The sequence below is a fragment of the Pseudomonas sp. HMSC066A08 genome, from assembly GCF_001813025.1.
GTDB lineage: Bacteria > Pseudomonadota > Gammaproteobacteria > Pseudomonadales > Pseudomonadaceae > Pseudomonas > Pseudomonas aeruginosa.
In genome coordinates, this window is the sequence record NZ_KV811261.1 from 57,609 (window position 1) to 82,153 (window position 24,545).

At 67.1% G+C, this 24,545-nt stretch carries 24 protein-coding genes; 8 read left to right on the top strand and 16 right to left on the bottom strand.

Features of this window, described 5'->3' with window-relative positions:
- Positions 1 to 100: 100 nt before the first annotated feature.
- Entirely contained in the window at positions 101 to 1,636 is a 1,536-nt protein-coding gene (gene lnt / locus HMPREF2886_RS04035) for an apolipoprotein N-acyltransferase (protein ID WP_033977503.1), read from the top strand.
- A 49-nt stretch (positions 1,637 to 1,685) separates the two neighbouring features.
- On the opposite strand, the gene HMPREF2886_RS04040 is transcribed toward lnt, so the two are convergent.
- Together HMPREF2886_RS04040 and HMPREF2886_RS04045 are read right to left on the bottom strand one after the other, a co-directional pair.
- Positions 1,686 to 2,447 (bottom strand): YdcF family protein, encoded by a 762-nt coding sequence (locus HMPREF2886_RS04040; RefSeq protein WP_033972339.1) that lies wholly within the window; start codon positions 2,445 to 2,447, stop codon positions 1,686 to 1,688.
- Between the two features lie 75 nt (positions 2,448 to 2,522).
- A complete protein-coding gene (locus HMPREF2886_RS04045; protein WP_039026994.1) occupies positions 2,523 to 2,954 on the bottom strand; it encodes a hypothetical protein in 432 nt (143 codons plus the stop codon).
- A 170-nt stretch (positions 2,955 to 3,124) separates the two neighbouring features.
- Here HMPREF2886_RS04045 and leuS point away from each other — a divergent pair, with 170 nt between their 5' ends.
- The 4 genes from leuS (at position 3,125) to arfA (ending at position 7,755) form a co-directional block, all read left to right on the top strand.
- Positions 3,125 to 5,746: a leucine--tRNA ligase gene (gene leuS, locus HMPREF2886_RS04050; protein WP_039026995.1), complete on the top strand. Its 2,622-nt coding sequence runs from the start codon at positions 3,125 to 3,127 to the stop codon at positions 5,744 to 5,746.
- A gap of 66 nt (positions 5,747 to 5,812) precedes the next feature.
- Complete coding sequence (gene lptE, locus HMPREF2886_RS04055; RefSeq protein ID WP_003100322.1) at positions 5,813 to 6,436, top strand: LPS-assembly lipoprotein LptE; 624 nt, start codon at positions 5,813 to 5,815, stop codon at positions 6,434 to 6,436.
- Positions 6,437 to 6,473: 37 nt separating this feature from the next.
- Complete coding sequence (gene holA, locus HMPREF2886_RS04060) at positions 6,474 to 7,511, top strand: DNA polymerase III subunit delta (protein ID WP_039026996.1); 1,038 nt, start codon at positions 6,474 to 6,476, stop codon at positions 7,509 to 7,511.
- A 91-nt stretch (positions 7,512 to 7,602) separates the two neighbouring features.
- Complete coding sequence (gene arfA / locus HMPREF2886_RS04065) at positions 7,603 to 7,755, top strand: alternative ribosome-rescue factor A (RefSeq protein WP_003093169.1); 153 nt, start codon at positions 7,603 to 7,605, stop codon at positions 7,753 to 7,755.
- Between the two features lie 197 nt (positions 7,756 to 7,952).
- Here arfA and HMPREF2886_RS34930 read toward each other — a convergent pair whose 3' ends face one another.
- Positions 7,953 to 8,078 carry a hypothetical protein gene (locus HMPREF2886_RS34930; RefSeq protein ID WP_256562485.1) on the bottom strand — a complete coding sequence of 42 codons (126 nt, stop codon included), beginning with the start codon at positions 8,076 to 8,078 and terminating at the stop codon, positions 7,953 to 7,955.
- Between the two features lie 240 nt (positions 8,079 to 8,318).
- Between HMPREF2886_RS34930 and HMPREF2886_RS04075 the strand changes: the two genes are divergently transcribed.
- Positions 8,319 to 9,665: a lytic murein transglycosylase gene (locus HMPREF2886_RS04075; RefSeq protein ID WP_039026997.1), complete on the top strand. Its 1,347-nt coding sequence runs from the start codon at positions 8,319 to 8,321 to the stop codon at positions 9,663 to 9,665.
- A gap of 200 nt (positions 9,666 to 9,865) precedes the next feature.
- On the opposite strand, the gene HMPREF2886_RS04080 is transcribed toward HMPREF2886_RS04075, so the two are convergent.
- Entirely contained in the window at positions 9,866 to 10,756 is an 891-nt protein-coding gene (locus HMPREF2886_RS04080; RefSeq protein ID WP_039026998.1) for an alpha/beta fold hydrolase, read from the bottom strand.
- 107 nt (positions 10,757 to 10,863) lie between these two features.
- Between HMPREF2886_RS04080 and HMPREF2886_RS04085 the strand changes: the two genes are divergently transcribed.
- Positions 10,864 to 11,757 carry a LysR family transcriptional regulator gene (locus tag HMPREF2886_RS04085; protein WP_079394881.1) on the top strand — a complete coding sequence of 298 codons (894 nt, stop codon included), beginning with the start codon at positions 10,864 to 10,866 and terminating at the stop codon, positions 11,755 to 11,757.
- A gap of 145 nt (positions 11,758 to 11,902) precedes the next feature.
- Here the strand turns inward: HMPREF2886_RS04085 and lipA are convergent, their stop codons facing one another.
- The 12 genes from lipA to HMPREF2886_RS04145 form a co-directional block, all read right to left on the bottom strand.
- Positions 11,903 to 12,886 (bottom strand): lipoyl synthase, encoded by a 984-nt coding sequence (gene lipA / locus HMPREF2886_RS04090; protein WP_003119196.1) that lies wholly within the window; start codon positions 12,884 to 12,886, stop codon positions 11,903 to 11,905.
- The gene (lipB, locus tag HMPREF2886_RS04095; protein ID WP_003093177.1) at positions 12,883 to 13,536 is read right to left on the bottom strand and encodes a lipoyl(octanoyl) transferase LipB; all 654 of its coding nucleotides are present in this window, start codon (positions 13,534 to 13,536) and stop codon (positions 12,883 to 12,885) included. Before lipB ends, lipA begins: the two co-directional genes overlap by 4 nt.
- Positions 13,536 to 13,817, bottom strand: a complete 282-nt coding sequence (locus HMPREF2886_RS04100) for a DUF493 domain-containing protein (RefSeq protein ID WP_003100311.1) — start codon at positions 13,815 to 13,817, stop codon at positions 13,536 to 13,538. Before HMPREF2886_RS04100 ends, lipB begins: the two co-directional genes overlap by 1 nt.
- 70 nt (positions 13,818 to 13,887) lie before the next feature.
- Positions 13,888 to 15,048: a D-alanyl-D-alanine carboxypeptidase family protein gene (locus tag HMPREF2886_RS04105; RefSeq protein WP_003093182.1), complete on the bottom strand. Its 1,161-nt coding sequence runs from the start codon at positions 15,046 to 15,048 to the stop codon at positions 13,888 to 13,890.
- A 65-nt stretch (positions 15,049 to 15,113) separates the two neighbouring features.
- Positions 15,114 to 16,142, bottom strand: a complete 1,029-nt coding sequence (gene rlpA / locus HMPREF2886_RS04110) for a septal ring lytic transglycosylase RlpA (protein ID WP_052151951.1) — start codon at positions 16,140 to 16,142, stop codon at positions 15,114 to 15,116.
- Positions 16,139 to 17,161: a lytic murein transglycosylase B gene (gene mltB / locus HMPREF2886_RS04115; RefSeq protein ID WP_073649646.1), complete on the bottom strand. Its 1,023-nt coding sequence runs from the start codon at positions 17,159 to 17,161 to the stop codon at positions 16,139 to 16,141. The genes rlpA and mltB overlap by 4 nt, the downstream gene beginning before the upstream one ends.
- Before the next feature lie 8 nt (positions 17,162 to 17,169).
- Positions 17,170 to 18,273 (bottom strand): rod shape-determining protein RodA, encoded by a 1,104-nt coding sequence (rodA, locus tag HMPREF2886_RS04120; RefSeq protein ID WP_003114090.1) that lies wholly within the window; start codon positions 18,271 to 18,273, stop codon positions 17,170 to 17,172.
- A gap of 31 nt (positions 18,274 to 18,304) precedes the next feature.
- Entirely contained in the window at positions 18,305 to 20,245 is a 1,941-nt protein-coding gene (gene mrdA, locus HMPREF2886_RS04125) for a penicillin-binding protein 2 (RefSeq protein ID WP_003093191.1), read from the bottom strand.
- A 12-nt stretch (positions 20,246 to 20,257) separates the two neighbouring features.
- Positions 20,258 to 20,725, bottom strand: a complete 468-nt coding sequence (rlmH, locus tag HMPREF2886_RS04130) for a 23S rRNA (pseudouridine(1915)-N(3))-methyltransferase RlmH (protein WP_003093193.1) — start codon at positions 20,723 to 20,725, stop codon at positions 20,258 to 20,260.
- 7 nt (positions 20,726 to 20,732) lie between these two features.
- The gene (gene rsfS, locus HMPREF2886_RS04135; protein ID WP_003100305.1) at positions 20,733 to 21,089 is read right to left on the bottom strand and encodes a ribosome silencing factor; all 357 of its coding nucleotides are present in this window, start codon (positions 21,087 to 21,089) and stop codon (positions 20,733 to 20,735) included.
- Positions 21,090 to 21,111: 22 nt separating this feature from the next.
- Positions 21,112 to 21,756, bottom strand: a complete 645-nt coding sequence (nadD, locus tag HMPREF2886_RS04140; protein ID WP_003093199.1) for a nicotinate-nucleotide adenylyltransferase — start codon at positions 21,754 to 21,756, stop codon at positions 21,112 to 21,114.
- The gene (locus tag HMPREF2886_RS04145; RefSeq protein WP_033972329.1) at positions 21,756 to 23,021 is read right to left on the bottom strand and encodes a glutamate-5-semialdehyde dehydrogenase; all 1,266 of its coding nucleotides are present in this window, start codon (positions 23,019 to 23,021) and stop codon (positions 21,756 to 21,758) included. Before HMPREF2886_RS04145 ends, nadD begins: the two co-directional genes overlap by 1 nt.
- Positions 23,022 to 23,318: 297 nt before the next feature.
- Between HMPREF2886_RS04145 and HMPREF2886_RS04150 the strand changes: the two genes are divergently transcribed.
- Positions 23,319 to 24,542: an alpha/beta fold hydrolase gene (locus tag HMPREF2886_RS04150; protein WP_033972327.1), complete on the top strand. Its 1,224-nt coding sequence runs from the start codon at positions 23,319 to 23,321 to the stop codon at positions 24,540 to 24,542.
- Positions 24,543 to 24,545 lie beyond the last annotated feature (3 nt).

The window sequence follows — 24,545 nt, forward strand, 5'->3', positions numbered from 1 at the left end:
TTGCGCCAGACTCCCCTGTCGCCGCGGACGTTGCCGTCCGGCAGCCGAAGGCGGCCCCGGTCTGCGCAGTCGGACATTGAACAGGCTCTAAGGACATTCGATGCGTTGGATTTCTCGTCCCGGCTGGCCCGGACACCTGCTGGCACTCGCCGCAGGCGCGCTCACCCCCCTGGCCCTGGCGCCCTTCGACTACTGGCCGCTGGCGATCCTCTCGATCGCCCTGCTCTATCTCGGCTTGCGCGGCCTTCCCGGCAAGTCCGCCTTGTGGCGCGGCTGGTGGTACGGTTTCGGCGCGTTCGGCGCCGGCACCAGCTGGATCTACGTCAGTATCCATGACTACGGCGCCGCCTCGGTGCCGCTGGCGAGCTTCCTCATGCTCGGCTTCACCGCCGGCGTCGCCTTCTTCTTCGCCCTGCCGGCCTGGCTGTGGGCGCGCTGCCTGCGCCGCGACAACGCGCCGCTGGGCGACGCCCTGGCGTTCGCCGCCCTGTGGCTGGCACTGGAGCTGTTCCGCAGCTGGTTCCTTACCGGTTTCCCCTGGCTCTACGCCGGCTATAGCCAGTTGCAGGGACCGCTGGCCGGGCTGGTACCGGTGGGCGGCGTATGGCTGTCCTCCTTCGTCATCGCCCTCAGCGCGGCCCTGCTGGTGAACCTGCCGCGCCTCTTCGCGCACGGTGCCAGCCTGCTTCTGGGGCTGGTCCTGCTGCTCGGCCCGTGGGCGGCCGGCCTCTATCTCAAGGGCCACGCCTGGACCCATTCGGCCGGCGAACCGCTGAAGGTAGTGGCGATCCAGGGCAACATCGCCCAGGAGTTGAAATGGGACCCGAATCAGGTCCGCGCGCAGCTCGACCTCTACCGCGACCTGAGCCTGCCGCAGCAGGACGTCGACCTGATCGTCTGGCCGGAAACCGCGGTGCCGATTCTCCAGGACATGGCCAGCGGCTACCTCGGCGCCATGGGCCAGGTCGCCGACGAGAAGAACGCCGCGCTGATCACCGGGGTCCCGGTGCGCGAACGTCTCGCCGACGGCAAGAGCCGCTACTTCAACGGCATCACCGTGGTCGGCGAAGGCGCGGGCACCTACCTCAAGCAGAAGCTGGTGCCGTTCGGCGAGTACGTGCCGCTGCAGGACCTGCTGCGCGGCCTGATCGCCTTCTTCGACCTGCCGATGTCCGACTTCGCTCGCGGCCCGGCCGACCAGCCGCTGCTCGAGGCCAAGGGCTACCAGATCGCCCCGTACATCTGCTACGAAGTGGTCTACCCGGAGTTCGCCGCCGCGCTCGCGGCGCAGAGCCAGGTGTTGCTGACAGTGAGCAACGACACCTGGTTCGGCACTTCCATAGGCCCGTTGCAGCACCTGCAGATGGCGCAGATGCGCGCCCTGGAAAGCGGTCGCTGGATGATCCGCGCGACCAACAACGGCGTCACCGGCCTGATCGATCCCTATGGCCGGATCGTCCGGCAGATCCCGCAGTTCCAGCAGGGCATCCTGCGCGGCGAGGTGATTCCGATGCAGGGCCTGACGCCCTATCTGCAATACCGCGTCTGGCCGCTGGCCGGGCTGGCAGGCGTGCTGCTGCTATGGGCTCTGCTCGGCCGCCAGTTGCGTCCGCAGGAACGACGCCTGTTCGGCTGAAGCCAGCCCCTCCTGGAAAGACCGGCGCCCCTGCGGCGCCGGTTGCGTCTCAGCGGTAGAACAGGCGATAGCCGACCAGGCCGATCGCCTCGTTCAGCAGCATGCCGCTCTGCCAGAAGGCCTGCGCTTCCGGCAACCAGCCGCCGAAGGGCCGCAGGTTGGCCCCGCCGAGGAAGCCGACCGGCGCCGGGATCACCTCGAACCCCTGGCGCTCGAAGCTCCAGCGTGCCCGCTGCATGTGCCAGGCCTGGGTCACCAGCACCACCCGGCGCACGCCGGCCTCGCGCAACTGCGGGGCGCTCAGGGTGGCGTTTTCCCAGGTGGTACGGCTGAGACCTTCCTGCCAGCGCGTCGGCACGCCGAAGTCCTGCAGCAGGGCATTGGCCATCAGCGCCGCCTCGCTGGGCGGGCGTCCGTAATGCAACCCGCCGCTGATCAGTACCGGCAGCGCCGAGGTCTTGGCCAGCCGCGCGGCGTAGCGCAGCCGCTCGGCCGCCAGCAGGCTCGGCGCATCGTCGCCCCAGGCCGGGTCGTTGGGCTGCCGGCCGGCACCGAGGATGACGATGGCGTCGGCGCGCTGCGCCAGGCCCGGCAGATCCTCCGCCAGCAGGGCCGGTTCGCTTTCGAGCCAGCGCCCCATCCACTCCACGCTGAGCGGCATGCTCATCAGCCACAGACCGAAGAACCCGCAGACACCGCACAGCCGCGCCAGCCGTGGTCGGCTGGCGCGCCACCAGAAAGCGAAAAACAGCAGCAGCAACAGGCCGCCCGGCGGCAGCAGAAGTTGCTTGAAGAAATAACGGATCGGCATCGCCCCCTCCCTGTCGGAAGAGGCAATCTAAAGGATTGCGCGACGCCTGGCGAAACTTCCCGGAAGGAGAAGACCCTAGCGGCCGTTACCCGAACGGAACAGTTGCGAGCCGCAATGACTACACGGCAACACACCATGCCCCTTGCTCCACTGCACCGGCGCACCGCAGAGCGCACAGAGTAGTTGCCGCTGTTTCAACGAGACGTGCCGACGGGGCGCCGGCGGTTGCGGCCGGGGCGGCCGGGGTGTCCTGCCGGGCTGGCGCTCGAGCAGCGCCAGCTCCTCGGCGGCCGCATGCCAGCCGCGCAACCAGTGCAGGTCCTGGTCGAGATAGGCGCGTATCAGCCCCATCTCCGCTTCGCTCAAACCCCGCAACTCGAGCTCCGTGGGATGCTCGTCACGCAGGCGCTCGGCCGTATCCGCTTCATCCAGAGCCAGGGCGAGACGCTGCAGCAGCCTCTCGTACAGCCCACCTCCCGTCACACTCGCGCGTTGCAGCTCAGCCATCGAACACCTCTGAAGGTACCACTGGGCAGCCAGCCATCGACGGCCCATAGGGCAAGCTTAGCGTTCCCGTTCGGCTGAACCGCCCCCGGCGACAAACGGCGCGGGCTATCGACAGGAGTGGGGGTCATGTATGCTACGAGGCTTTCGAACAGTCACGTCTAAGTAGCGCCATGCACGAGCAATATCAGCCACTCGAGATCGAAACCCAGGCCCAGAACTACTGGAAAGAAAACCAGTCCTTCCTCGTCAGGGAGCTACCCGACAAGGAGAAGTTCTACTGCCTGTCGATGTTCCCGTATCCGAGCGGCAAGCTGCACATGGGCCACGTGCGCAACTACACCATCGGCGACGTGATCAGCCGCTACCACCGCATGCAGGGCCGCAACGTGCTGCAACCGATGGGCTGGGACGCGTTCGGCATGCCGGCGGAAAACGCCGCGATGAAGAACAACGTCGCCCCGGCGGCCTGGACCTACGACAACATCGCCTACATGAAGTCGCAGCTGGACAGCCTCGGCCTGGCGATCGACTGGAGCCGCGAGGTCACCACCTGCAAGCCGGACTACTACCGCTGGGAGCAGTGGCTGTTCACCCGCCTGTTCGAAAAAGGGGTGATCTACCGCAAGAACGGCACGGTCAACTGGGACCCGGTCGACCAGACCGTACTCGCCAACGAGCAGGTGATCGACGGGCGCGGCTGGCGCTCCGGCGCGCTGATCGAAAAGCGCGAGATCCCGATGTACTACTTCAAGATCACCGCCTACGCCGAGGAACTGCTGGAGAGCCTCGACAACCTGCCCGGCTGGCCGGAGCAGGTGAAGACCATGCAGCGCAACTGGATCGGCAAGTCGCGCGGGATGGAGATCGGCTTCCCCTACGACCAGGCCTCCATCGGCCACGCCGGCCAGCTGAAGGTGTTCACCACCCGTCCGGACACCCTGATGGGCGCCACCTACGTCGCCGTCGCCGCCGAACACCCGCTGGCCACCCAGGCCGCGCAGAACGACCCGCAGTTGCAGGCGTTCATCGACGAATGCAAGCGCGGCGGCGTCGCCGAGGCCGACATCGCCACCCAGGAGAAGAAAGGCATGGCCACTTCCCTGTTCGTCGAACACCCGCTGACCGGCGACAAGCTGCCGGTATGGGTCGCCAACTACGTGCTGATGAACTACGGAGAAGGTGCGGTGATGGCGGTGCCCGGCCATGACGAGCGCGACTTCGAGTTCGCCAGCAAGTACGGCCTGCCGATCCGCCAGGTGATCGCCAAGGTCGAGGGCGACAACGACTTCGAGTCCAGCGTCTGGAAGGAGTGGTACGGCGCCAAGGACGAGTCCGTGCTCACCGTCAACTCCGGCAAGTACGACAACCTCGGCTACCAGGCCGCCTTCGACGCCATCGGCGCCGACCTCGAGGCCAAGGGCCTGGGCCAGGCGCGCACCCAGTTCCGCCTGCGCGACTGGGGCATCAGCCGCCAGCGCTACTGGGGCTGCCCGATCCCGATCATCCACTGCGAGGCTTGCGGCGACGTCCCGGTGCCGGCCGACCAGTTGCCGGTGGTGCTGCCGGAAGACGTGGTACCGGACGGCTCCGGTTCGCCGCTGGCGAAGATGCCGGAATTCTATGAATGCAGTTGCCCGAAATGCGGCCAGCCGGCCAAGCGCGAAACCGACACCATGGACACCTTCGTCGAGTCGTCCTGGTATTTCGCCCGCTACGCCTGCCCGCAGTTCGAAGGCGGCATGCTGGACAAGAAGGCGGCCGACTACTGGCTGCCGGTCGACCAGTACATCGGCGGCATCGAGCACGCCATCCTGCACCTGCTCTATGCGCGCTTCTTCCACAAGCTGATGCGCGACGAGGGCCTGGTCGGCAGCGACGAGCCGTTCAAGAACCTGCTGACCCAGGGCATGGTGGTCGCCGATACCTACTACCGGACCACCGCCAACGGCGGCAAGGACTGGTTCAACCCGGCCGACGTCGAGGTCGAGCGTGACGCCAAGGCCAAGGTCGTCGGCGCGCGTCTGAAGAGCGACGGCCAGCCGGTCGAGATCGGCGGCACCGAGAAGATGTCGAAGTCGAAGAACAACGGCGTCGACCCGCAATCGATGATCGACCAGTACGGTGCCGATACCTGCCGCCTGTTCATGATGTTCGCCTCGCCGCCGGACATGAGCCTGGAGTGGTCGGACGCCGGCGTCGAGGGCGCCAACCGCTTCCTCCGCCGCGTCTGGCGCCTGGCTCACGCCCACGTCAGCGCCGGCCTCCCCGGCGCGCTGGACATCGCCGCCCTGAACGACGCGCAGAAGCAGGTCCGCCGCGCCATCCACCTGGCGATCAGGCAGGCCAGCCAGGATGTCGGCCAGCACCACAAGTTCAACACCGCCATCGCCGCGGTGATGACCCTGATGAACGTGCTGGAGAAGGCGCCGAACCAGGACGCCCAGGACCGTGCCCTGATCCAGGAAGGCCTGGAAACCGTGGTCCTGCTGCTGGCGCCCATCACTCCGCACATCTGCCACGTGCTCTGGGGCCAGCTCGGCCATGCCGAAGCGGTGATCGATGCGCGCTGGCCGAGCGTCGACGAGAGCGCACTGGTGCAGGACACCCTGCAACTGGTGGTGCAGGTCAACGGCAAGCTGCGCGGGCACATCGACGTGGCCGCCAGCGCCAGCCGCGAGGATGTCGAGGCCGCCGCGCGCGCCAACGAGAACGTGCTGCGTTTCACCGAAGGCCTGAGCATCCGCAAGGTCATCGTGGTACCGGGCAAACTGGTCAACATCGTCGCCAACTGATACGCGATTCCATTGGACGCCCCCGGCCATCCGGGGGCGCTGATCAACAGGAATGAGGGAAGCTTGATGAAACGTATCCTGACCAGCGCCGCGCTGATCGGTATGACCACCCTGCTGGCCGCCTGCGGCTTCCAACTGCGCGGCCTGGGCGATGCGCAATTCGCGCTCAAGGAAATCGACGTGTCCGCGCGCAACGCCTACGGCCCGACCGTACGCGAACTGAAGGAAACCCTGGAAAACAGCGGCGTGAAGGTCACCAGCAACGCGCCCTACCACCTGGTGCTGGTCCGCGAGGACAACCAGCAGCGCACCGTCAGCTACACCGGTTCCGCGCGCGGCGCGGAGTTCGAGCTGACCAATACGATCAACTACGAGATCGTCGGCGCCAACGACCTGGTCCTGATGAGCAACCAGGTACAGGTGCAGAAGGTCTACGTGCACGACGAAAACAACCTGATCGGTTCCGACCAGGAAGCCGCGCAGCTGCGCAGCGAGATGCGGCGCGACCTGATCCAGCAGTTGTCCATGCGCCTCCAGGCGCTGACCCCGGCGCAACTCGACGAAGCCCAGCGCCAGGCAGAAGCCAAGGCCAAGGCGGAAGCCGAAGCCCTGCGCGCCGCCGACGAGGCGGAGCGCCAGCGCCGCGCCGCCGAGCCGCAGCAGTCGCCGATCGAGTTCCCCACCCCGTGATGCCCCGGGGCCGGTTTCGCCGGCCCCGTCTTCTCCTATGAAGCTGACTCCCGCGCAACTCGCCAAGCACCTCCAGGGCCCCCTGGCGCCCGTCTATGTCGTCAGCGGCGATGAACCGCTGCTCTGCCAGGAAGCCTGCGATGCCATTCGCCAGGCCTGCCGCGAGCGCGACTTCGGCGAGCGCCAGGTATTCAATGCCGAAGCCAACTTCGATTGGGGCCTGCTGCTGGAGGCCGGCGCCAGCCTGTCGCTGTTCGCCGAGAAGCGCCTGATCGAACTGCGCCTGCCCTCCGGCAAGCCCGGCGACAAAGGCGCGGCGATTCTCCAGGAATACCTGCAACGGCCGCCGGAAGACACCGTGCTCCTGCTCAGCCTGCCCAAGCTCGATGGCAGCACGCAGAAGACCAAGTGGGCCAAGGCCCTGATCGATGGCAACGCCGCGCAGTTCATCCAGGTCTGGCCGGTCGACGTCCACCAGTTGCCGCAGTGGATTCGCCAGCGCCTGTCCCAGGCCGGCCTGTCCGCCAGCCCCGAAGCCCTGGAGCTGATCGCCGCGCGCGTGGAAGGCAACCTGCTCGCCGCCGCCCAGGAAATCGAAAAGCTCAAGCTGCTCGCCGAGGGCAACCAGATCGACGCCGCCACCGTACAGGCCGCGGTCGCCGACAGCGCACGCTTCGATGTCTTCGGCCTGATCGACGCAGCTCTTGGCGGTGAAGCGGCCCACGCCCTGCGCATCCTGGAAGGACTGCGCGGCGAAGGCATCGAGCCGCCGGTGATCCTCTGGGGCCTGGCCCGCGAGATCCGCCTGCTGGCTGGCCTGGCCCAGCAATACGGCCAGGGCATCCCGCTGGAGAAAGCCTTCGCCCAGGCGCGTCCACCGGTCTGGGACAAGCGCCGTCCGCTGCTGACCCGTGCCCTGCAACGCCACTCCAGCAGCCGCTGGAACCAGATGCTGCGGGATGCCCAGTTGATCGACGCACAGATCAAGGGACAGGCACCCGGCAGCCCCTGGAGCGGTCTCTCGCTTCTCGCCCTGACCCTCGCCGGCCAGCGTCTCGGCCTGCCGGCAGCCTGAAGGCGCAACCGGCACTGGACAATCCACGGCGACAGGCAGATGATGCGCGCGCTGGCGAACGCCAGCCCGATCACCTTCGAGGACCTATGCCATGGCAAAGAAAAGCAAGCGGCCGAACAAGGCCAAATCCCTGGTCGCCCAGCCACTGTTCCGCAGCCGCCAGGAACAGGCGAAGAAAGGCAAAGGCAGCTACCGCCGCGAAGCCTCCCGTAACTGGGAGGCTTCTTTCGTTATGGCGGCCTGAAACAGCCGCTGGTCCATTCTTCCCGCAACGCCCTGCCTCTCCCACACGCCCCGCCATCCCCCGAAGCCCTTTCGACAAGACCAAGCTCACCGCCACCATGTGCCCATGGGCACACCATCGCCAGCGTACTGGACGTGGTCTCATCGGGTTGGGTGAAAAATCGATGGTTCCTCCATCACGATCCGCAGCCTCGACGCCTACTGGCAGTCCTCTGGCCACGGCAGCGCGAGAGCCAGGTTCGGGTATTCGATGCCGGCGCCGAAGCGGATAGCGATGTCGTGCAGAACGAAGACCAGGAAGCAGAAGACGAATGCCTCGGGCATACCCTGCGTCCCGCCTCCGATCCCGGACCGGGGCGCCGCGAGGCTTCGACAGGCGGCGGAGCGATACGGACGAAACCATTGGCCGCCCGGCAGTAACCGAACATATGGCGAACGATATCCACCGCGCCGATGCAACCACATTGGCGAACCCGGGGCCCCGCCGGCGCGTCCAACGACGGCAGACGCGTCCTGGCCGGCGTGCTAAGGTGGCCCGTCCCGAGGACCCTGCTGAGGAGAGCAATGCGTAACCCCGAACGATCCGCCCTGCTGAAGGTGAGCGGGCTGCTGGGCAGCACCGTCGTCGCCATGGGGCTTGGCCTCTCCAGCGCGTGCGCGCAGAAGAATCCGACAGTCGAATACAACCAGCCTGCCGCTCCCCTGCAGACCAAGGCGCCCTTCTCCGGCGCCGGCCCGGCCGCCTCGGTGCCCGCTGGCGCGCCGAACGAGGCCCAGCCTGGGCAAAGCTTCGAACAGTGGCGCGACGCCTTCCGTCAACAGGCGCTGGCCGGTGGAATCGATGCGCAGACCTTCGATCGCGCCTTCGCCGGCGTCCAGCCCGATCCCGCCGTGGTCGAAGCCGACCGCAGCCAGCCGGAATTCACCCGACCGGTATGGAAGTACCTGGAAGGCGCCCTCGATCCGCTGCGCGTTCGCCAGGGCCAGGCGCGCCTGGCGCAGCATGCGCGCATCCTCGGCGAAGTCGACGCGCGCTATGCGGTGGATGCGGATGCGGTGGTGGCGATCTGGGGCATGGAGAGCAACTACGGTTCGCACATGGGCAACAGGAACGTGATCCGCTCCCTGGCGACCCTCGCCTATGAAGGACGCCGCCCGGAATTCGCCCACGCCCAGTTGCTCGCCGCCCTGAAGATCCTCCAGCACGGCGACGTTCCGGCCTCCTTCATGATCGGCTCCTGGGCCGGCGCCATGGGCCAGACCCAGTTCATCCCGACCACCTACAACCAGTATGCCGTGGACTTCGACGGCGACGGCAAGCGTGACATCTGGGGCTCGCCCGGCGACGCCCTGGCCTCCACCGCCAACTACCTGAAAGCCTCCGGCTGGATCGCCGGACAACCCTGGGGTTTCGAAGTCCGCCTGCCGGCAGGTTTCGACTATTCCCTGGCGGAACTCACCATCCGCAAGCCCCTGGGCGAATGGCAAGGGATGGGCGTACAAGGCGTCAACGGCGGCCCTCTGCCCTCCGGACTCTCCGGCGAACAGGCCTCGCTGCTGCTGCCGGCCGGGCACCGCGGCCCGGCCTTCCTGGTGCTGCACAACTTCCGCGCCATCCTCAAGTACAACAACTCCAGCGCCTACGCCCTGGCCGTCGGCCTGCTCGCCGACAGCTTCAAGGGCGGCGGCCGGATAGTCGGCGCCTGGCCACTGGAGGATGTTCCGCTGAGCCGCTCGCAGCGCATCGAGCTGCAACGGCAACTGGCCGCCCGCGGACACGATCCGGGCGCGGTGGATGGCATCATCGGCGCCAATACGCGCAAGGCGATCCGCGCCTGCCAGCAGGAGTTCGGCTGGCCGGCGGACGGCTATCCGACCCCGGCGCTGCTCGACCGCCTGCGGACGCCATAGGGCCGCCGGCGGAGCTTACGGCCCCACGTCCGGCGCGACCGCTCGCGGCACACCGGTTCGCAGGGCGAATTATCCGCCGTCCCCCCGCCCCATCGGCGGATAACCGCGACGCGGTTATTCGTCCCACCGAGCAGACCTTCCGCACCGATTCGTAGGGCGGATAACGCATGGGCGTTATCCGCCGCTGCGGCGTCCAGGACCTAGTCATCCGTACAGAACCGCAGGATCGCGTCCGCCACCTGGGTGGCCGCCTCGCGCTGCGGAAAATGGCCGACGCCCTCCAGCACCAGCCGCTGGTAACGCCCGCTGAAGTAGTGCTCGCGTCCGCGGGAGCCGTCGGGGTGGGTGCAGGCGTCCGCGCCGCCATGCAGCACCAGGGTCGGCAGCGCCAGGCGCGGTGCCGGGAGCAGGCGCTGTTCCGCCGCCCCGTAGCGCGGCTCCCCCGCGACGAAGCCCCAGCGATGCCGGTAATAGTGCAGCACCACGGCGACCCAGTCCGGCCCGGAGAAGGCCTGGGCGGCCTCCTGGAAATCGCGCTCGGCATACCATCCCGGCGGCGACCAGGTGTCCCACATCTGCCGGGCGAACGCCTCGCCCTCCTCGCGCAGCGCGCGCTCTCCGCGTGGCGTAGCCATGAACCACTGGTACCAGAAGCTACGGGCCTGCGACAGGGAAAGAACTTGCTGCGGATCGTTGCTGGCGTACCCCACCGAGAGCATCACCAGGTGCGAGGCGACGCCCTCGCGCAGTCCGCAGGCGCTGGCCACCGCGCGAGCCCCCCAGTCATGGCCGACCAGCAGGGGACGTTGCAATTCCAGGCTGTCGACGAATGCCAGCAGATCGCAAGCCAGAGCCGCCAGTTGCCCGCTGCGCGGAGTGGACGCATCGCGGAAGCGGGTCGGGGCGAATCCCCGGAGGGCTGGTGCCAGCACCCGATAGCCGGCGTCCGCCAGGGACTTCGCCAGGTCTTTCCAGGCATGCGGGCTGTCCGGCCAACCGTGCAACAGGACGGCGCTGCGCGCCCCCTGCGGATTCCACTCCAGGTAGCCGATATCCAGGACATCGGTGGAAACGAAGGCATAGCGGCTCATCGGACCTCTCCAAGAGAAAGCGAAGGGACATCCTAGGACGCTTGCCAAGCGTGATTCATGAATAGTTAGCGTCTACTATTCATGAAACGAGATGAATGGAAGACCTCATGGAGCTTGCCGTCCCCACCTCCCAATCCCTGGATATCGTGTTGTTGCGTTCCTTTCTCGAAGTGGTCGACAGCGGCGGCTTCGCTCTCGCCGCGGACAATCTCGCGCTCACCCCCTCCGCAGTCAGCGGGCATATCAAGCGCCTGGAACAGACAGCCGGCGTCAGCCTGCTCAGCCGCACCACCCGCCGCCTGGAGCTGACCCAGGCGGGCGAGACGCTCTACGCCTATGCCCGCAACATCGTCGAGCTGGAGCGCGAGGCCCGCGCCAGGCTGCACGGCACGCCGATCCGCGACCGCCTGCGCATCGGCGCTTCGGAGGACTTTGCCAGCGCCTGGCTACCACGCGTCCTGCAACGCTTTCGCCGCTGGCACCCCGAAGCATCCATCGAACTCAAGGTCGGTATCACCACTGACCTGCTCCGCCAGCAGGCCCAGGGGCGCACCGACGTGGTGTTCGGCAAGCAGTGCCGGCGGGTCGGAGACGACGGCGAACTGCTCTGGGAAGAACCGCTGGTCTGGGCCGCGGCGACCGTGATCGAGCTGCCTACGGGCGAACCGCTGCCGCTGGCGCTGTTCCCCGAACCCTGCGTCTACCGCGAAGCGGCAATCACAGCACTCGGCGCCGCTGCGCGCCCCTGGCGCCTGGTGTTCGAGAGCGCCAGTATGGCCGGCTGCCTGTCCGCCGCGCTGGCCGGTTTCGCCGTGACGGTGGTGGCGCGCAGCCAGATGCGCGAGGGGCTGCGCGAACTGGGCCCGGAACAGGGTTTTCCGACGCTGCCGGAGGCGCGCTTCTACGCCTTCTCGCGCCAACCCAGCCTGGCGGCCGAGGCACTGATCGAGGCGGTGCGGCAACTCGGCCAGCGCAGTCGCTTCGTTACCGCGCAGGGATGAGCGCAAACGGCATTCACCTACGCGCCGGCGTATAACCCCATGCGGTTGTTCGTCCTACGCCCGAAGAGGCTTCGTGGCTGCCCAATGAAAAACGCCGCGTCCCTGCACGGGGACGCGGCGTCGGAGGGCATTGGCGCAGCGTCGATCAGCCGATCTTGTTGCCGTGCGCCTGCTGGTCGGCATGGTAGGACGAACGCACCAGCGGGCCGGACGCGACATTCTTGAAGCCCATCTTCTCGCCTTCCTCGGCGAACCAGGCGAAGGTATCCGGATGCACGAAGCGCTGCACCGGCAGGTGGTTGCGCGACGGCTGCAGGTACTGGCCGAGGGTCAGCATGTCGATGTCGTGCTCGCGCATCCGCTGCATGACCTCGATGACCTCGTCGTCGGTCTCGCCCAGGCCGAGCATCAGCCCGGACTTGGTCGGTACGTGCGGAACCATCTGCTTGAACTTCTGCAGCAGGTCCAGCGACCACTCGAAGTCCGAGCCCGGCCGCGAGGATCGGTACAGGCGCGGCACCGTCTCCAGGTTATGGTTGAACACGTCCGGCGGCTCGTTGGCGGTGATCTCCAGGGCGATGTCCATGCGACCGCGATAGTCGGGCACCAGGGTTTCCAGCTGGATCCCCGGCGACAGCTTGCGGATCTCGCGCAGGCAGTCGGCGAAGTGCTGGGCGCCGCCGTCGCGCAGGTCGTCGCGGTCCACCGAGGTGATCACCACGTACTTCAGCCGCAGGTCGGCAATGGCGATGGCCAGGTTGGTCGGCTCGTCGACGTCCAGCGGCTTCGGCCGGCCATGGCCGACGTCGCAGAACGGGCAGCGCCGGGTGCAGATATCGCCCATGATCATGAAGGTCGCGGTGCCGCCGGAGAAGCACTCGCCCAGGTTCGGGCAGGACGCCTCTTCGCAGACGCTGTGCAGCTTGTGCTTGCGCAGCAGTTGCTTGATGCGGTCGACCTCGGGGGAAACCGGGATGCGCACGCGGATCCAGTCGGGTTTCTTCGGCAGTTCCTCGGTGGGAATGATCTTCACCGGAATCCGCGCGACCTTTTCCGCGCCGCGCAGCTTCACGCCGACTTCCACCTTGCCCGGCTTGGCTTCTCCGGACTTCTCCACAACAGTGCTCATGTCAGTTCGATCCCGCCCGTAAGGGTCTTCTGTTCAGCGTAGCCAAGGCGTGAGACGAGCTCAGCGCGCAATCGGGTACACACCTCGGCAAAATCCACCGGCCCAACCAGGTCGCGCAGTTGGGTCATGGGCATCCCGGCGTAGCCGCAGGGATTGATTCGTTGGAACGGTCGCAGGTCCATGTCCAGGTTCAGCGCCAGGCCATGGAAGGAACAGCCGTTGCGGATGCGCAGGCCGAGGGAGGCGATCTTCGCCCCGTCGACGTAGACACCCGGCGCGTCCGGCTTGGCCACGGCCTGCACGTCATAGGACGCCAGCAGGCCGATCAGGCTCTGCTCGATCCGGCTGACCAGCTCGCGCACGCCCAGTCCCAGGCGGCGGACATCGAGCAGGAGGTAGGTGACCAACTGGCCGGGGCCGTGGTAGGTCACCTGGCCGCCGCGATCTACCTGGATCACCGGGATGTCGCCGGGGAACAGCACATGCTCCGCCTTGCCGGCCTGCCCCTGGGTGAAGACCGCAGGGTGCTGCAACAGCCAGGCTTCGTCCATTACCGATTTGTCGCGTTCGGCAACGAAGCGCTGCATGGCATGCCAGGTCGGTTCGTAGGGAACCTCGCCGAGCTCACGGAAGCCCAGCTCGAGTCCCATCAGAGCACCATGTGCACGCGTCCGGTCGCGCGCAGGTCGTTATGGATGGCTTGCAGTTGGTCGACATCGGTGGCGGTGATCAGCACCTGCACCGAGAGGAAGCGCCCCTTGCTGCTGTCGCGGACCACCAGGGTCTCGACGTCGAGATCCGGCGCGTGGCGCTGGATGATTTCCACGACCAGGTCGGAGAAACCTTCGCCGGCGTCGCCGATCACCTTGATCGGATAGCGCTCGCAGGGGAATTCGATTTTCGGGGGTTGAACGTCAGGGGTATCGGTCATGGCGGCGGCGGACCCGTGGTCCGCGGGGACGGGCGCCCGCTGGCCTCATGAGCGGGCGGGCGCCGGTCGGTCAGTTGAACAAACCGTAGAAGAACAGGCGGATGCTATCCCACAGGCGGCGGAAGAAACCACCCTCCTCGACGGCGTTGAGGGCGACCAGGTCGGCGCTGCGGATGACCTTGTCGTCCAGCTTCACTTCCACCTTGCCGATCACCTGGCCCTGCTGGATCGGCGCCATCAGCTGCGGCTCCAGGACCATGCTGGCCTGCAGCTTCTGCATCTGGCCGCGCGGCAGGGTCATGGTCAGGTCTTCGGCGAGGCCGGCTTTCACTTCATGCTCGGACCCCTTCCAGACCAGGCCCTTGGTCAGCTCGGTGCCCTTCTTGTAGAAGTTGCGGCTTTCGAAGAAGCGGAAGCCATAGGTCAGCAGCTTCTGGGTCTCGGCGGCGCGGGCCTGCTCGCTGTTGGTGCCGAACACCACGGCGATCATGCGCTGGCCGTCGCGTACCGCGGAAGCCACCAGGCAGTAGCCGGCTTCGTCGGTGTGGCCGGTCTTCAGGCCGTCGACGGTCTTGTCGCGCCACAGCAGCAGGTTGCGGTTCGGCTGCTTGATGTTGTTCCAGAGGAATTCCTTCTGCGCGTAGATCGCGTAGTGGCTCGGCTCGCCGTAGATGATCGCGCGGGCCAGCACCGCCATGTCGCGGGCGGAGGAATAGTGGTCCGGGTTGGGCAGGCCGGTGGCGTCCATGAAGTGGGAGTTGGTCAGGCCCAGCTTCTGCGCGGTGGTGTTCATCATGTCGGCGAAGGCGTCTTCGCTGCCGGCGATATGCTCGGCCAGGGCGACGCTGGCGTCGTTGCCGGACTGGATGATGATGCCATGCAACAGGTCGCTCACCGAGACCTGGCTACCGACCTTGATGAACATCCGCGAACCGCCGGTGCGCCAGGCATGTTCGCTGACGGTGACCAGATCGTTTTCGCCGATGCGGCCGGCCTCGATCTCCTTGGTGGCGATGTAGGCGGTCATCAGTTTGGTCAGGCTGGCCGGCGGCAGGCGCTGGTCGCCATTGTTCTCGACCAGAACCTGGCCGCTCTCGCCGTCCATCAGGACGTACGACTTGGCGGCCAGTTGCGGCGGCGCCGGAACCATGGATTCAGCAGCCCAGCCAGCCGTAGGGGCGATGAACAGGACAAGCAGTGACAAGCGTTTCGCGATAGTGGTGATGTTCATCCGTCTCTCTGGTTCTACCAATGGTCAAACAATCCCTTGCGGGAATTCCCTGCGTGAGTAGGCGCTCAGTCGGGGCGTACCAGCGTCGGCTGGCCAAGGTTGGCCACGCGGATGCTGTCCTGGGTGCGGCTAGCCTCGTCCGCCGAACCGATCGGTCCCAGCCGCACCCGGTGCAGTATCTGCTGGTTGCGCACGACCGAGCTGATAAATACCGGAGCAGCCGTCACGCTGCTCAGCTTGGCCTTCAGCAGTTCCGCCGCATCCGGGTTGGCGAAGGCGCCCACCTGGAGATACAGGCCATCGGCTGGTAATGAAGCGTTTTTTTTTGAGTCGATCTGCACCGGCAGCACGGCGGCGGCGTGCTGCGTCGGCGGCGGGGTATAGGTCTCGATCGGCTGGGCCATCGCCACCGCCTGCGTCTGCGCCGCGGCGGGAACGGCCTGGGCCACCGCCTGCTTGGGCTGCGCCAGGACCATCGGCGCCGGCCGGCCGCGCTGGGCCCACCATTGCACCGGGTCGATGCCTTCGACCTTGACCCGCGCGGTGCCGGTCTCGGCATAGCCGAGCTTCTTCGCCGCGGCGAAGGACAGGTCGATGACCCGGTCGGAATAGAACGGGCCGCGGTCGTTGACGCGGACGATCACGCTCTTGCCGTTGTCCAGGTTGGTCACCCGCACATAGCTCGGCAACGGCAGGGTCTTGTGCGCGGCGGTCATGCCGTAGAGGTCGTAGGTCTCGCCGTTGGCGGTGGCCTGGCCGTGGAACTTGGTGCCGTACCAGGACGCGGTGCCGACCATCCGGTAGGCCCGCGCATCGTTCATCGGGTAGTAGGTCTTGCCCAGCACGGTGTAGGGGTTTGCCTTCACCGAACCGTTGTGCGGCATCGGCACCGCATCGGGGATCCGCGACACGTCGACGTCCCACCAGGGGGCGCCGTCGCGATGCGGACGGGAATAGTCGCCCGGCCCGGAAATGCCCGCCTGCCTGGCCGGCTGCTGGGGCGCCTTGCTGGAGCAACTGCTCAACAGCACGGCCGCCAGCCCGAGGCCGCAGACGGCGGGCAGGATCAGGGAGGAGCGGACACGCTTGCTCAATGGGCACCTCGCGCGCGGGCAATCTCGCCCGCCAGCTGATAAACCGCCATGGCATACATGGCGCTGCGATTATAGCGGGTGATCACGTAGAAGTTCGGCAAACCGACCCAATACTCGATGCCCTTGTCGCCGACGAAACGCATCGCCGTGACCTTCTGCTCGTCGCGCAGCGCATCGTGGGTGCGCCAGCCGCGGGCACGCAACTCGCCCAGGCTCATGGTCGGGTCGACGCCCCTGGTCACCGCGCTCTCGGCGCTCTCGTCGTTGATCTCGGCCACCGAGACCACCGGCTCGCCGGTGACCCAGCCGTGCTGCTTGAAGTAGCTGGCGACGCTGCCGATGGCGTCGGTCGGGTCGCTCCAGATATTGATGTGGCCATCGCCGTCGAAGTCCACCGCGTAGGCGCGGAAGCTGCTCGGCATGAATTGCGGCAGGCCCATGGCGCCGGCGTAGGAGCCGGTCAGGCTGAGCGGGTCGACCTGCTGTTCGCGGGCGAGCAGGAGGAACTCGCGCAACTCCTTGCGGAAGAAGTCGGCCCGCGGCGGGTAGTCGAAGCCGAGGGTGGACAGCGCGTCCATCACCCGGTAGCTGCCGGTGTTGCGGCCGAAGAAGGTTTCCACGCCGATGATCGAGACGATGATCTCGGCCGGCACGCCGTATTCCTTCTCCGCCCGCGCCAGGTCTTCGGCATGCTTGTTCCAGAAGTCGACGCCACGACTGATGCGCGCGTCGCTGATGAAGATCGGCCGGTATTCCTTCCACTGCTTGACCCGCTCGGCCGGGCGCGAGATCGCATCGAGGATCGACTGCTTGCGGTTCACGTCGCGGAACAGCCCCATCAGCTGCTCTCCGGCGAAGCCGTAGTCGCGGGTCATTTCGCTGACGAACTCGGCCACTTGCGGCGAGCCGTCGTAGTCCCCCGCCTGGGCCGCCCCGGACAGGCCAATGACGCCGGCTACGCCGACCCATTGGACGCCCCTGGCCGCCCATGTACGCAGTACTTGCATTGCGTTCTTCACTCTTGGTCTCAAACCTGGGCGATCCACTTCCGATGGGTATGGATCGACATCAGAACCCCGAACCCTGACAACAGGGTAACCAGCGAAGTTCCGCCATAACTAATGAAAGGCAGCGGTACCCCCACCACCGGCAACAATCCGCTCACCATACCGATATTCACGAAGACATAAACGAAAAACGTCATGGTGATGCCACCGGCCAGCAGTTTGCCGTAGAGCGTCTGCGCCTGGGCGGTGATCACCAGGCCACGACTGATCAGCAGCAGGTAGAGCACCAGCAGCAGGCAGACGCCGACCAGGCCGAACTCCTCGCCGAGGACCGCAATGATAAAGTCGGTGTGGCTTTCCGGCAAAAAATCCAGGTGCGATTGGGTGCCCAGCAGCCAGCCCTTGCCGAATACCCCGCCGGAACCGATGGCCGCCTTCGACTGGATGATGTTCCAGCCGGTGCCCAGCGGGTCGCTTTCCGGGTCGAGGAAGGTCAATACCCGCTGTTTCTGGTAGTCGTGCATGATGAAGAACCACATCGCCACGGCGATCGGCACCGCCGCCGACACCGCGCCGACGATCCAGCGCCAGCGCAGGCCGCCGACGAACAGCACGAAGCCGCCGGAAGCGAGGATCAGCATGGCGGTGCCGAGGTCGGGCTGCTTCAGGATCAGCACGAACGGGGTGATGATGATCGCCAGGCTGATCACCATGTGCTTGAGCCCCGGCGGCAGGTTGCGCTTGGACAGGTACCAGGCCACCGTCATCGGCATCAGCAGCTTCATGAACTCCGAGGGCTGGAAGCGGATCACCCCGGGGATGTTGATCCAGCGCGTCGCCCCCTTGGCGTCGTGGCCGATCACGTCGACCACCACCAGCAACGCGACCCCCACCAGGTAGCCCAGCGGCACCCAGCGGGCCATGAAGCGCGGCTCGATCTGGGCGATGACCACCATCATGCCCAGTCCCAGGCCGAACGAGGTGGCCTGCTTCATCAGCATGTCCCAGCTCTTGCCGCTCGCCGAATAGAGGACGAACAGGCCGGTGGCGCCGAGGATCAGCAACAGCAGCAGGAGAATCCCGTCGATGTGCAGGCGCTGCAGCAGGCTGGCGCGCCGGCGCATCACGTCTTCGTTGGACAGGGTGCGGTCGAAGTTACTGTTCAAGGGCGGGCGCCTCCGGCTCGGCTGCCGTGGGTTCGGGCTTGGCCACCGCCGCCGCGAGCGGCGCGACGGGTTCCGCGTATTCGGCCTTGAGCTTGCCGTGCTCGTCGAGCAGCCAGGCGTCCATCACCTGCTTGACCACCGGGGCGGCGACGCCGGAGCCGGACTCGCCGTTCTCCACCATCACCGCCACCGCGATCTGCGGGTTGTTGGCCGGCGCGAAGCCGACGAACAGGGCGTGGTCGCGGTGCCGCTCGAGCAGCTTGGAGCGGTCGTAGCGCTCGTTCTGCTTGATCGCCACCACCTGGGCGGTACCGCTCTTGCCGGCGATCAGGTAGGCCGAGGTGGCGCCGACCTTGCGCGCCGTGCCGCGGGCGCCATGCACCACCTGCTGCATGCCGTAGTCGACGCGGTCCCAGTTGGCCGGGTCGCGCAGCACGATGTCAGGCATCGGGTCGGGGTCGACCGGCGGCTGGCCGTCGATGGTCTTGGCCAGGTGCGGGCGGATCCAGTGGCCCTTGTTGGCCAGCAGCGCGGTCATCTGCGCCAGCTGGATCGGCGTCGCCTGCATGTAGCCCTGGCCGATGCCGAGGATCAGGGTCTCGCCCGGGTACCAGACCTGGCGGCGGGTCTTGCGCTTCCATTCGCGCGAGGGCATCAGCCCGTCGGCTTCGCCGAACATGTCCAGGGCGACTTTCTGGCCGAAGCCGAAGCGGCTCATGAAGGCATGCAGGCGGTCGATCCCCAGCTTGTGCGCGAGGTCGTAGAAATAGGTGTCGTTGGACCGGTAGATCGCCGACTCCAGGCTCACCCAGCCATCGCCGTAGCGGTTCCAGTTACGGTACTTGTGGTCGTAGTTGGGCAACTGGTAGTAGCCGGGGTCGAACACCCGCGAGGTCGGCGTGACCACGCCGGCGTCGAGGCCGGCCAGCGCCACCGCCGGCTTTACCGTCGAGCCTGGCGGATAGAGCCCGCGCAGAACGCGGTTGTACAGCGGCCGGTCGATGGAGTCGCGCAGCTCGGCATAGGCCTTGAAGCTGATGCCGGTGACGAACAGGTTGGGGTCGTAGCTCGGCTGGCTGACCATCGCCAGCACGTCGCCGGTGGACGGCTGGATCGCCACGATGGCGCCCCGCCGCCCGGCCAGGGCGTTCTCGGCGGCCTCCTGCAGGCGGCTGTCGATGCTCAGGACGATGTCCTTGCCGGGAATCGGGTCGGTGCGCTTGAGCACCCGCAACACCCGCCCGCGGGCGTTGGTCTCGACTTCCTCGTAGCCGACGGTGCCGTGCAGTTCGCTCTCGTAGAAGCGCTCGATGCCGGTCTTGCCGATATGGTGGGTGCCGCTGTAGTTGATCGGGTCGAGGTTCTTCAGTTCCTGCTCGTTGATCCGACCGACGTACCCGACCGAATGGGCGAAGTGCTCCTTCAGCGGGTAGTGGCGGACGAACTGGGTCGCCACGTCGACGCCCGGCAGGCGGAACTGGTTCACCGCGATGCGGGCGATCTGTTCCTCGTTGAGTTCGAACATGATGGGAACCGGCTCGAACGGACGCCGCCCCTGCTTCATGCGCTTCTCGAAGATGGCCCGGTCGTCCTCGGTCAGGCCGAGGATCTCCACCAGCGTGTCGAGGGTCTTCTGCAGGTCCTCGGTGCGTTCGCGGGTGATGGTCAGGCTGAAGCTCGGCCGGTTGTCGGCGATGATCACGCCGTTGCGGTCGAAGATGATCCCGCGGGTCGGCGGGATCGGCTGCACATGGACCCGGTTGTTCTCCGACAGCGTCGAATGGTACTCGTACTGGGTCACCTGCAGGTGGTACATGCGCGCCACCAGCACCAGGGTCAGCAAGACCACCGCCACCGCCCCGACGATGACGCGCCGACGCACCAGGCGGGCGTCTTTCTCGTGGTCTTTCAGGTGGATCGGCTGCGGCATCGGGACTGGGGACTATTTGTGGTAGGGGTGCCCGGACAATACGGTCCAGGCCCGGTAGATCTGCTCGCCGACCAGGATCCGCACCAACGGGTGCGGCAGCGTCAACGGCGACAGCGACCAGCGCTGCTCGCTGCGCGCGCAGACCTCCGGCGCCAGCCCTTCCGGGCCGCCGACCATGAGATTCACGGTGCGTGCGTCGAGACGCCAGCGATCCAGTTCGCGAGCCAGTTGCTCGGTGCTCCAGGGCCGACCTTCGACCTCCAGGGTCACCACCCGTTCCCCCGGCTGCACGCGCGCCAGCATGGCCTCGCCTTCCTGACGGATCAGGCGCGCCACGTCGGCGTTCTTGCCGCGGGTATTGAGCGGGATCTCCACCAGTTCGAGGGACAGCTCGGCCGGCAGGCGCTTGACATACTCCTGCCAGCCTTCCTCGACCCAGCGAGGCATCCGCGAGCCAACCGCGATCAGGCGCAACCGCATGCCGGCGTCACTCTTCCGGCTGGTGCTGGGCGCGGCTCTGCTCGGCGCCCTGCCACAGGCGCTCCAGGTCGTAGAACTGGCGGGTCGCCGGGAGCATCACGTGGACCACCACGTCGCCCAGGTCGAGCAGCGCCCATTCGCCGGACTCCAGGCCTTCGCTGCCCAGGGGCTTGACGCCGTTTTCCTTGGCCTTGGTCAGGACGTTGTCGGCCAGCGACTTGACCTGACGGCTGGAACTGCCGCAGGCGATCACCATGTAGTCGGTGACGCTGGTCTTGTCCCGCACATCGAGGGTCACGATGTCCTGGGCCTTGAGGTCTTCCAGGGCATCGATGGCCACTTGGACGAGTTGTTCGGTTTGCATTGAGTCGGTCTCTGTTTCTTTATCAGTGTGGCGCCCGATACAGGTGGTGCGCCTCGATGTAGTTCAATACCGCGTCCGGCACCAGGAAACGCACGGAGCGCCCGGCACCCAGCAGCGCGCGGATCTGGGTGGCGGACACCGCCAGCGGCGTCTGCCAGACGAAGGTGATCTGCCCGCCCGGCCCTTTCAGGGCCTGCGGGTCGGCCACGCTCCGCGCCGCCAGCAGGTCGCGCAGCGACTCCGGCGGCTCGCTGTCGGCATCCGGACGCTGCAACACGACGATGTGGCAGTGATCCAGCAACGCCTCCCAGCGGTGCCACGTCGGCAAGCCGCAGAAGGCATCCCAGCCGATCAGCATGAACAACTGGTCGTCGGCCGCCAGCTCCGCCCGCACCGACTCCAGGGTGTCGATGGTGTAGGACGGCTTGTCGCGCTGCAGTTCGCGGGGATCGACCGTCAATCGCTCGACTCCCGCCACCGCCCGCTCGACCATCGCCAACCGCTGCGCGGCCGACACCTGCGGGGTTTCCCGGTGCGGCGGCCGCGCATTGGGCAGCAGGCGCAGTTCGTCGAGGGCGAACTGCTCGGCCATTTCCACGGCGCTGCGCATATGTCCGATATGCACGGGGTCGAACGTGCCGCCGAACAGGCCGATACGTTTGCCCATCAGGTGCGCACGTGACCGTCGCCGAAGACGACGTACTTCTCGCTGGTCAGGCCTTCCAGGCCGACCGGGCCGCGGGCGTGCAGCTTGTCGGTGGAAATCCCGATCTCGGCGCCGAGGCCGTACTCGAAGCCGTCGGCGAAGCGGGTCGAGGCGTTGACCATCACCGAAGCGGAATCCACTTCGGCGAGGAAACGCCGCGCATCGCTGAAGTTCTCGGTAATGATCGCGTCGGTGTGCTGCGAGCCGTAGGTATTGATGTGCTCGATCGCCGCGTCCAGCCCGTCGACGATGCGGATCGACAGGATCGGCGCGTTGTACTCGGTACGCCAGTCCTCCTCGGTAGCCTCCAGCACGTCTGCGCCGAGCAGCGCGCGGGTCGCGGCGTCGCCGCGCAGTTCCACGCCCTTCTCGCGGTAGATAGTGGCCAGCGGCGGCAGCACCTGCTCGGCGATGCCGGCATGCACCAGCAGCGTTTCCATGGTGTTGCACGGTGCGTAGCGCTGGGTCTTGGCGTTGTCGGCGACGCGAATCGCCTTGTCCAGGTCGGCGGCGACATCGATGTAGACGTGGCAGATGCCGTCCAGATGCTTGATCACCGGCACCTTGGCCTCGCGGCTGATACGCTCGATCAGGCCCTTGCCGCCGCGCGGGACTATCACGTCGACATACTCGGGCATGCTGATCAGCGCGCCGACCGCCGCGCGGTCGGTAGTTTCCACCACCTGCACGGCGGCGGCCGGCAGGCCGGCCTCGGCCAGGCCCTGCTGGATGCAGCGGGCGATCGCCTGGTTGGAGTGGATCGCCTCGGAGCCGCCACGCAGGATGGTCGCGTTGCCGGACTTCAGGCACAGGCTGGCAGCGTCGATGGTCACGTTCGGCCGCGACTCGTAGATGATCCCGACCACGCCCAGCGGCACGCGCATCTTGCCGATCTGGATGCCCGAGGGCACATAGCGCATGTCGCGGATCTCGCCGATCGGGTCGGGCAGCGTGGCGACCTGGCGCAGGCCCTCGATCATGTCATCGATGCGCGCCGGGGTCAGCGCCAGGCGGTCCAGCATCGCCGGCTCCAGGCCATTGACGCGGCCGGCGGCGAGGTCCTGCTCGTTGGCGCGGGACAACTCCGCGCGGGCGGCGTCCAGCGCATCGGCCGCAGCCAGCAGGGCGCGGTTCTTCTGCGCGGTGGCGGCGCGCGCGAGCAGCCGCGAGGCGGCGCGGGCATCGCGGCCAAGGCGGCTCATATAGTCGAGGACGGACTCGGTCATGGTCTCGGCATCTGGCGTCAGGGAAATGCGCGATTATAGCGAGCCAGCCCCGGCGCGCCCAGCCGCAACAGCCGGTCGGTAGACAGTGCGTTCCGTCACCCCCGGCGGTAACGCGGCGGCCCCGCTGCGCCTGGGCCTGTGCGCGAGACGGTGACACCCGGGCGCAGGCGCCGGCCGAAGGATAGGTAAACAAAATTGCTACCTCTGTTTACCTTCGAGGCGAGCCTGGCCACTGCCACCCACCGGCACCCGCTCGGCAGAACAACAATAACGACGCACACACCGCGGGGCCTCGCCATGCGCTACCGTACCGACTACAGCGCGCAGTCGCTGAGCAGCGAACCGGATATTCTCCTCCTAGACGGCTGGCAACTGCGCTACCAGGCCTTCGCCGCCCGCGCCGACGACCCGCGCCCACCGGTGCTCCTGCTGGGCGGCGCCTTCCAGAGCTTCCGCTCGTTCGCCGGCGAGGTCAGCGAACTGCTCGCCGAGCATCCGGTGATCCTGCTCGACCTGCCGAGCCAGGGCGGCAACCTGCAACTGGCGGCGGAACTGAACCTGGAAGGCCTCGCCGACCTGATCGCGGCCTTCGCCGAACGACTCGACCTGCCGCCATTGATGCCCATCGGCCTGTCCTACGGCTCGGCCCTGGCCGCGCTGTTCGCCGCCCGCCATCCGCGCCGCTGCGCGCGCCTGCTACTGGCCGGCATCACCGCATTCGGCCGACCCGGTGCGCGTCTGCTGCTGGAAGAAGCGCTCGCCCGGCTCGACGAAGGCGACCAGAGCGCCTTCGCCCACGGCGTACTGACCGGCCTGATCAACCCGCTACAGCTGGAACGTACCGGCGTCTCCCCGGTGTTTCGCAAGGCCATGCTGCGCCAGTTGCAACGCCTGACCGCGGCGGAGATCGAACGCTACCGGCAGAACAGCCGGCGGCTGCTGGCCTTCGGCGGCTTCGAGCGGCACCCGACCTGCCCGACCCTGGTGCTCGCCGGCGAGTACGACCATTTCACCCAACCCTGGGAACATGCGGTGTTCGCCCATGCCTGCGGGAACGCCGAGTTCGCCCTGATCCACGACGCCGACCATCTTGCCCAGTTCGAACGACGCGAGGCCTGCGCCCGGCTCTACGGCCCGTTCCTGCGCGGCGAGGCGCTGCCGGAGCGGGCGGAGGGCAGTACGCGGATCCCACGCACGCGCCTGCTCGGCCTGGAGCGACGCTTCGAGATCCGCCATCGGCCAGCCCAGGGGCACGCTCGGCTGGAACATCCGCAGCTCGGCGTCTATGCGGCGGAACTGGTGGAACTCGGCTACTTCGGCGGGCGGCTGCACGCCGAGCTGCCCGAATCCCGCCCGCAACGCGGCTGGCGGATGTGCTGCGACGGCCTGGCGGAATTGGACATCCTGCCCCTGCGCTCGACCGCCGGCGGCTTCGCCTTCATCTTCCCGCACTCCGATCCGGCGGCCAGCGCCGGACTGGCCACCTTCCTCGCCGCCTGGCAGCGGGCGGAGGTCGCCTGAGAG

Coding starts and splice junctions, on each gene's coding strand:
- rlmH (WP_003093193.1), bottom strand. CDS start 20,725: ATGCGGTTGCGCCTGATCGCGGTTGGCTCGCGGATGCCTCGCTGGGTC.
- HMPREF2886_RS34930 (WP_256562485.1), bottom strand. CDS start 8,078: ATGCCCGAGGCATTCGTCTTCTGCTTCCTGGTCTTCGTTCTGCACGAC.
- nadD (WP_003093199.1), bottom strand. CDS start 21,756: ATGGGCAAACGTATCGGCCTGTTCGGCGGCACGTTCGACCCCGTGCAT.
- HMPREF2886_RS04150 (WP_033972327.1), top strand. CDS start 23,319: ATGCGCTACCGTACCGACTACAGCGCGCAGTCGCTGAGCAGCGAACCG.
- lipA (WP_003119196.1), bottom strand. CDS start 12,886: ATGAGCACTGTTGTGGAGAAGTCCGGAGAAGCCAAGCCGGGCAAGGTG.
- HMPREF2886_RS04105 (WP_003093182.1), bottom strand. CDS start 15,048: ATGAACATCACCACTATCGCGAAACGCTTGTCACTGCTTGTCCTGTTC.
- HMPREF2886_RS04100 (WP_003100311.1), bottom strand. CDS start 13,817: ATGACCGATACCCCTGACGTTCAACCCCCGAAAATCGAATTCCCCTGC.
- HMPREF2886_RS04045 (WP_039026994.1), bottom strand. CDS start 2,954: ATGGCTGAGCTGCAACGCGCGAGTGTGACGGGAGGTGGGCTGTACGAG.
- holA (WP_039026996.1), top strand. CDS start 6,474: ATGAAGCTGACTCCCGCGCAACTCGCCAAGCACCTCCAGGGCCCCCTG.
- HMPREF2886_RS04145 (WP_033972329.1), bottom strand. CDS start 23,021: ATGACCGAGTCCGTCCTCGACTATATGAGCCGCCTTGGCCGCGATGCC.
- lipB (WP_003093177.1), bottom strand. CDS start 13,536: ATGGGACTCGAGCTGGGCTTCCGTGAGCTCGGCGAGGTTCCCTACGAA.
- rodA (WP_003114090.1), bottom strand. CDS start 18,273: ATGCGCCGGCGCGCCAGCCTGCTGCAGCGCCTGCACATCGACGGGATT.
- HMPREF2886_RS04085 (WP_079394881.1), top strand. CDS start 10,864: ATGGAGCTTGCCGTCCCCACCTCCCAATCCCTGGATATCGTGTTGTTG.
- lptE (WP_003100322.1), top strand. CDS start 5,813: ATGAAACGTATCCTGACCAGCGCCGCGCTGATCGGTATGACCACCCTG.
- leuS (WP_039026995.1), top strand. CDS start 3,125: ATGCACGAGCAATATCAGCCACTCGAGATCGAAACCCAGGCCCAGAAC.
- mrdA (WP_003093191.1), bottom strand. CDS start 20,245: ATGCCGCAGCCGATCCACCTGAAAGACCACGAGAAAGACGCCCGCCTG.
- lnt (WP_033977503.1), top strand. CDS start 101: ATGCGTTGGATTTCTCGTCCCGGCTGGCCCGGACACCTGCTGGCACTC.
- HMPREF2886_RS04075 (WP_039026997.1), top strand. CDS start 8,319: ATGCGTAACCCCGAACGATCCGCCCTGCTGAAGGTGAGCGGGCTGCTG.
- HMPREF2886_RS04040 (WP_033972339.1), bottom strand. CDS start 2,447: ATGCCGATCCGTTATTTCTTCAAGCAACTTCTGCTGCCGCCGGGCGGC.
- HMPREF2886_RS04080 (WP_039026998.1), bottom strand. CDS start 10,756: ATGAGCCGCTATGCCTTCGTTTCCACCGATGTCCTGGATATCGGCTAC.
- arfA (WP_003093169.1), top strand. CDS start 7,603: ATGGCAAAGAAAAGCAAGCGGCCGAACAAGGCCAAATCCCTGGTCGCC.
- rsfS (WP_003100305.1), bottom strand. CDS start 21,089: ATGCAAACCGAACAACTCGTCCAAGTGGCCATCGATGCCCTGGAAGAC.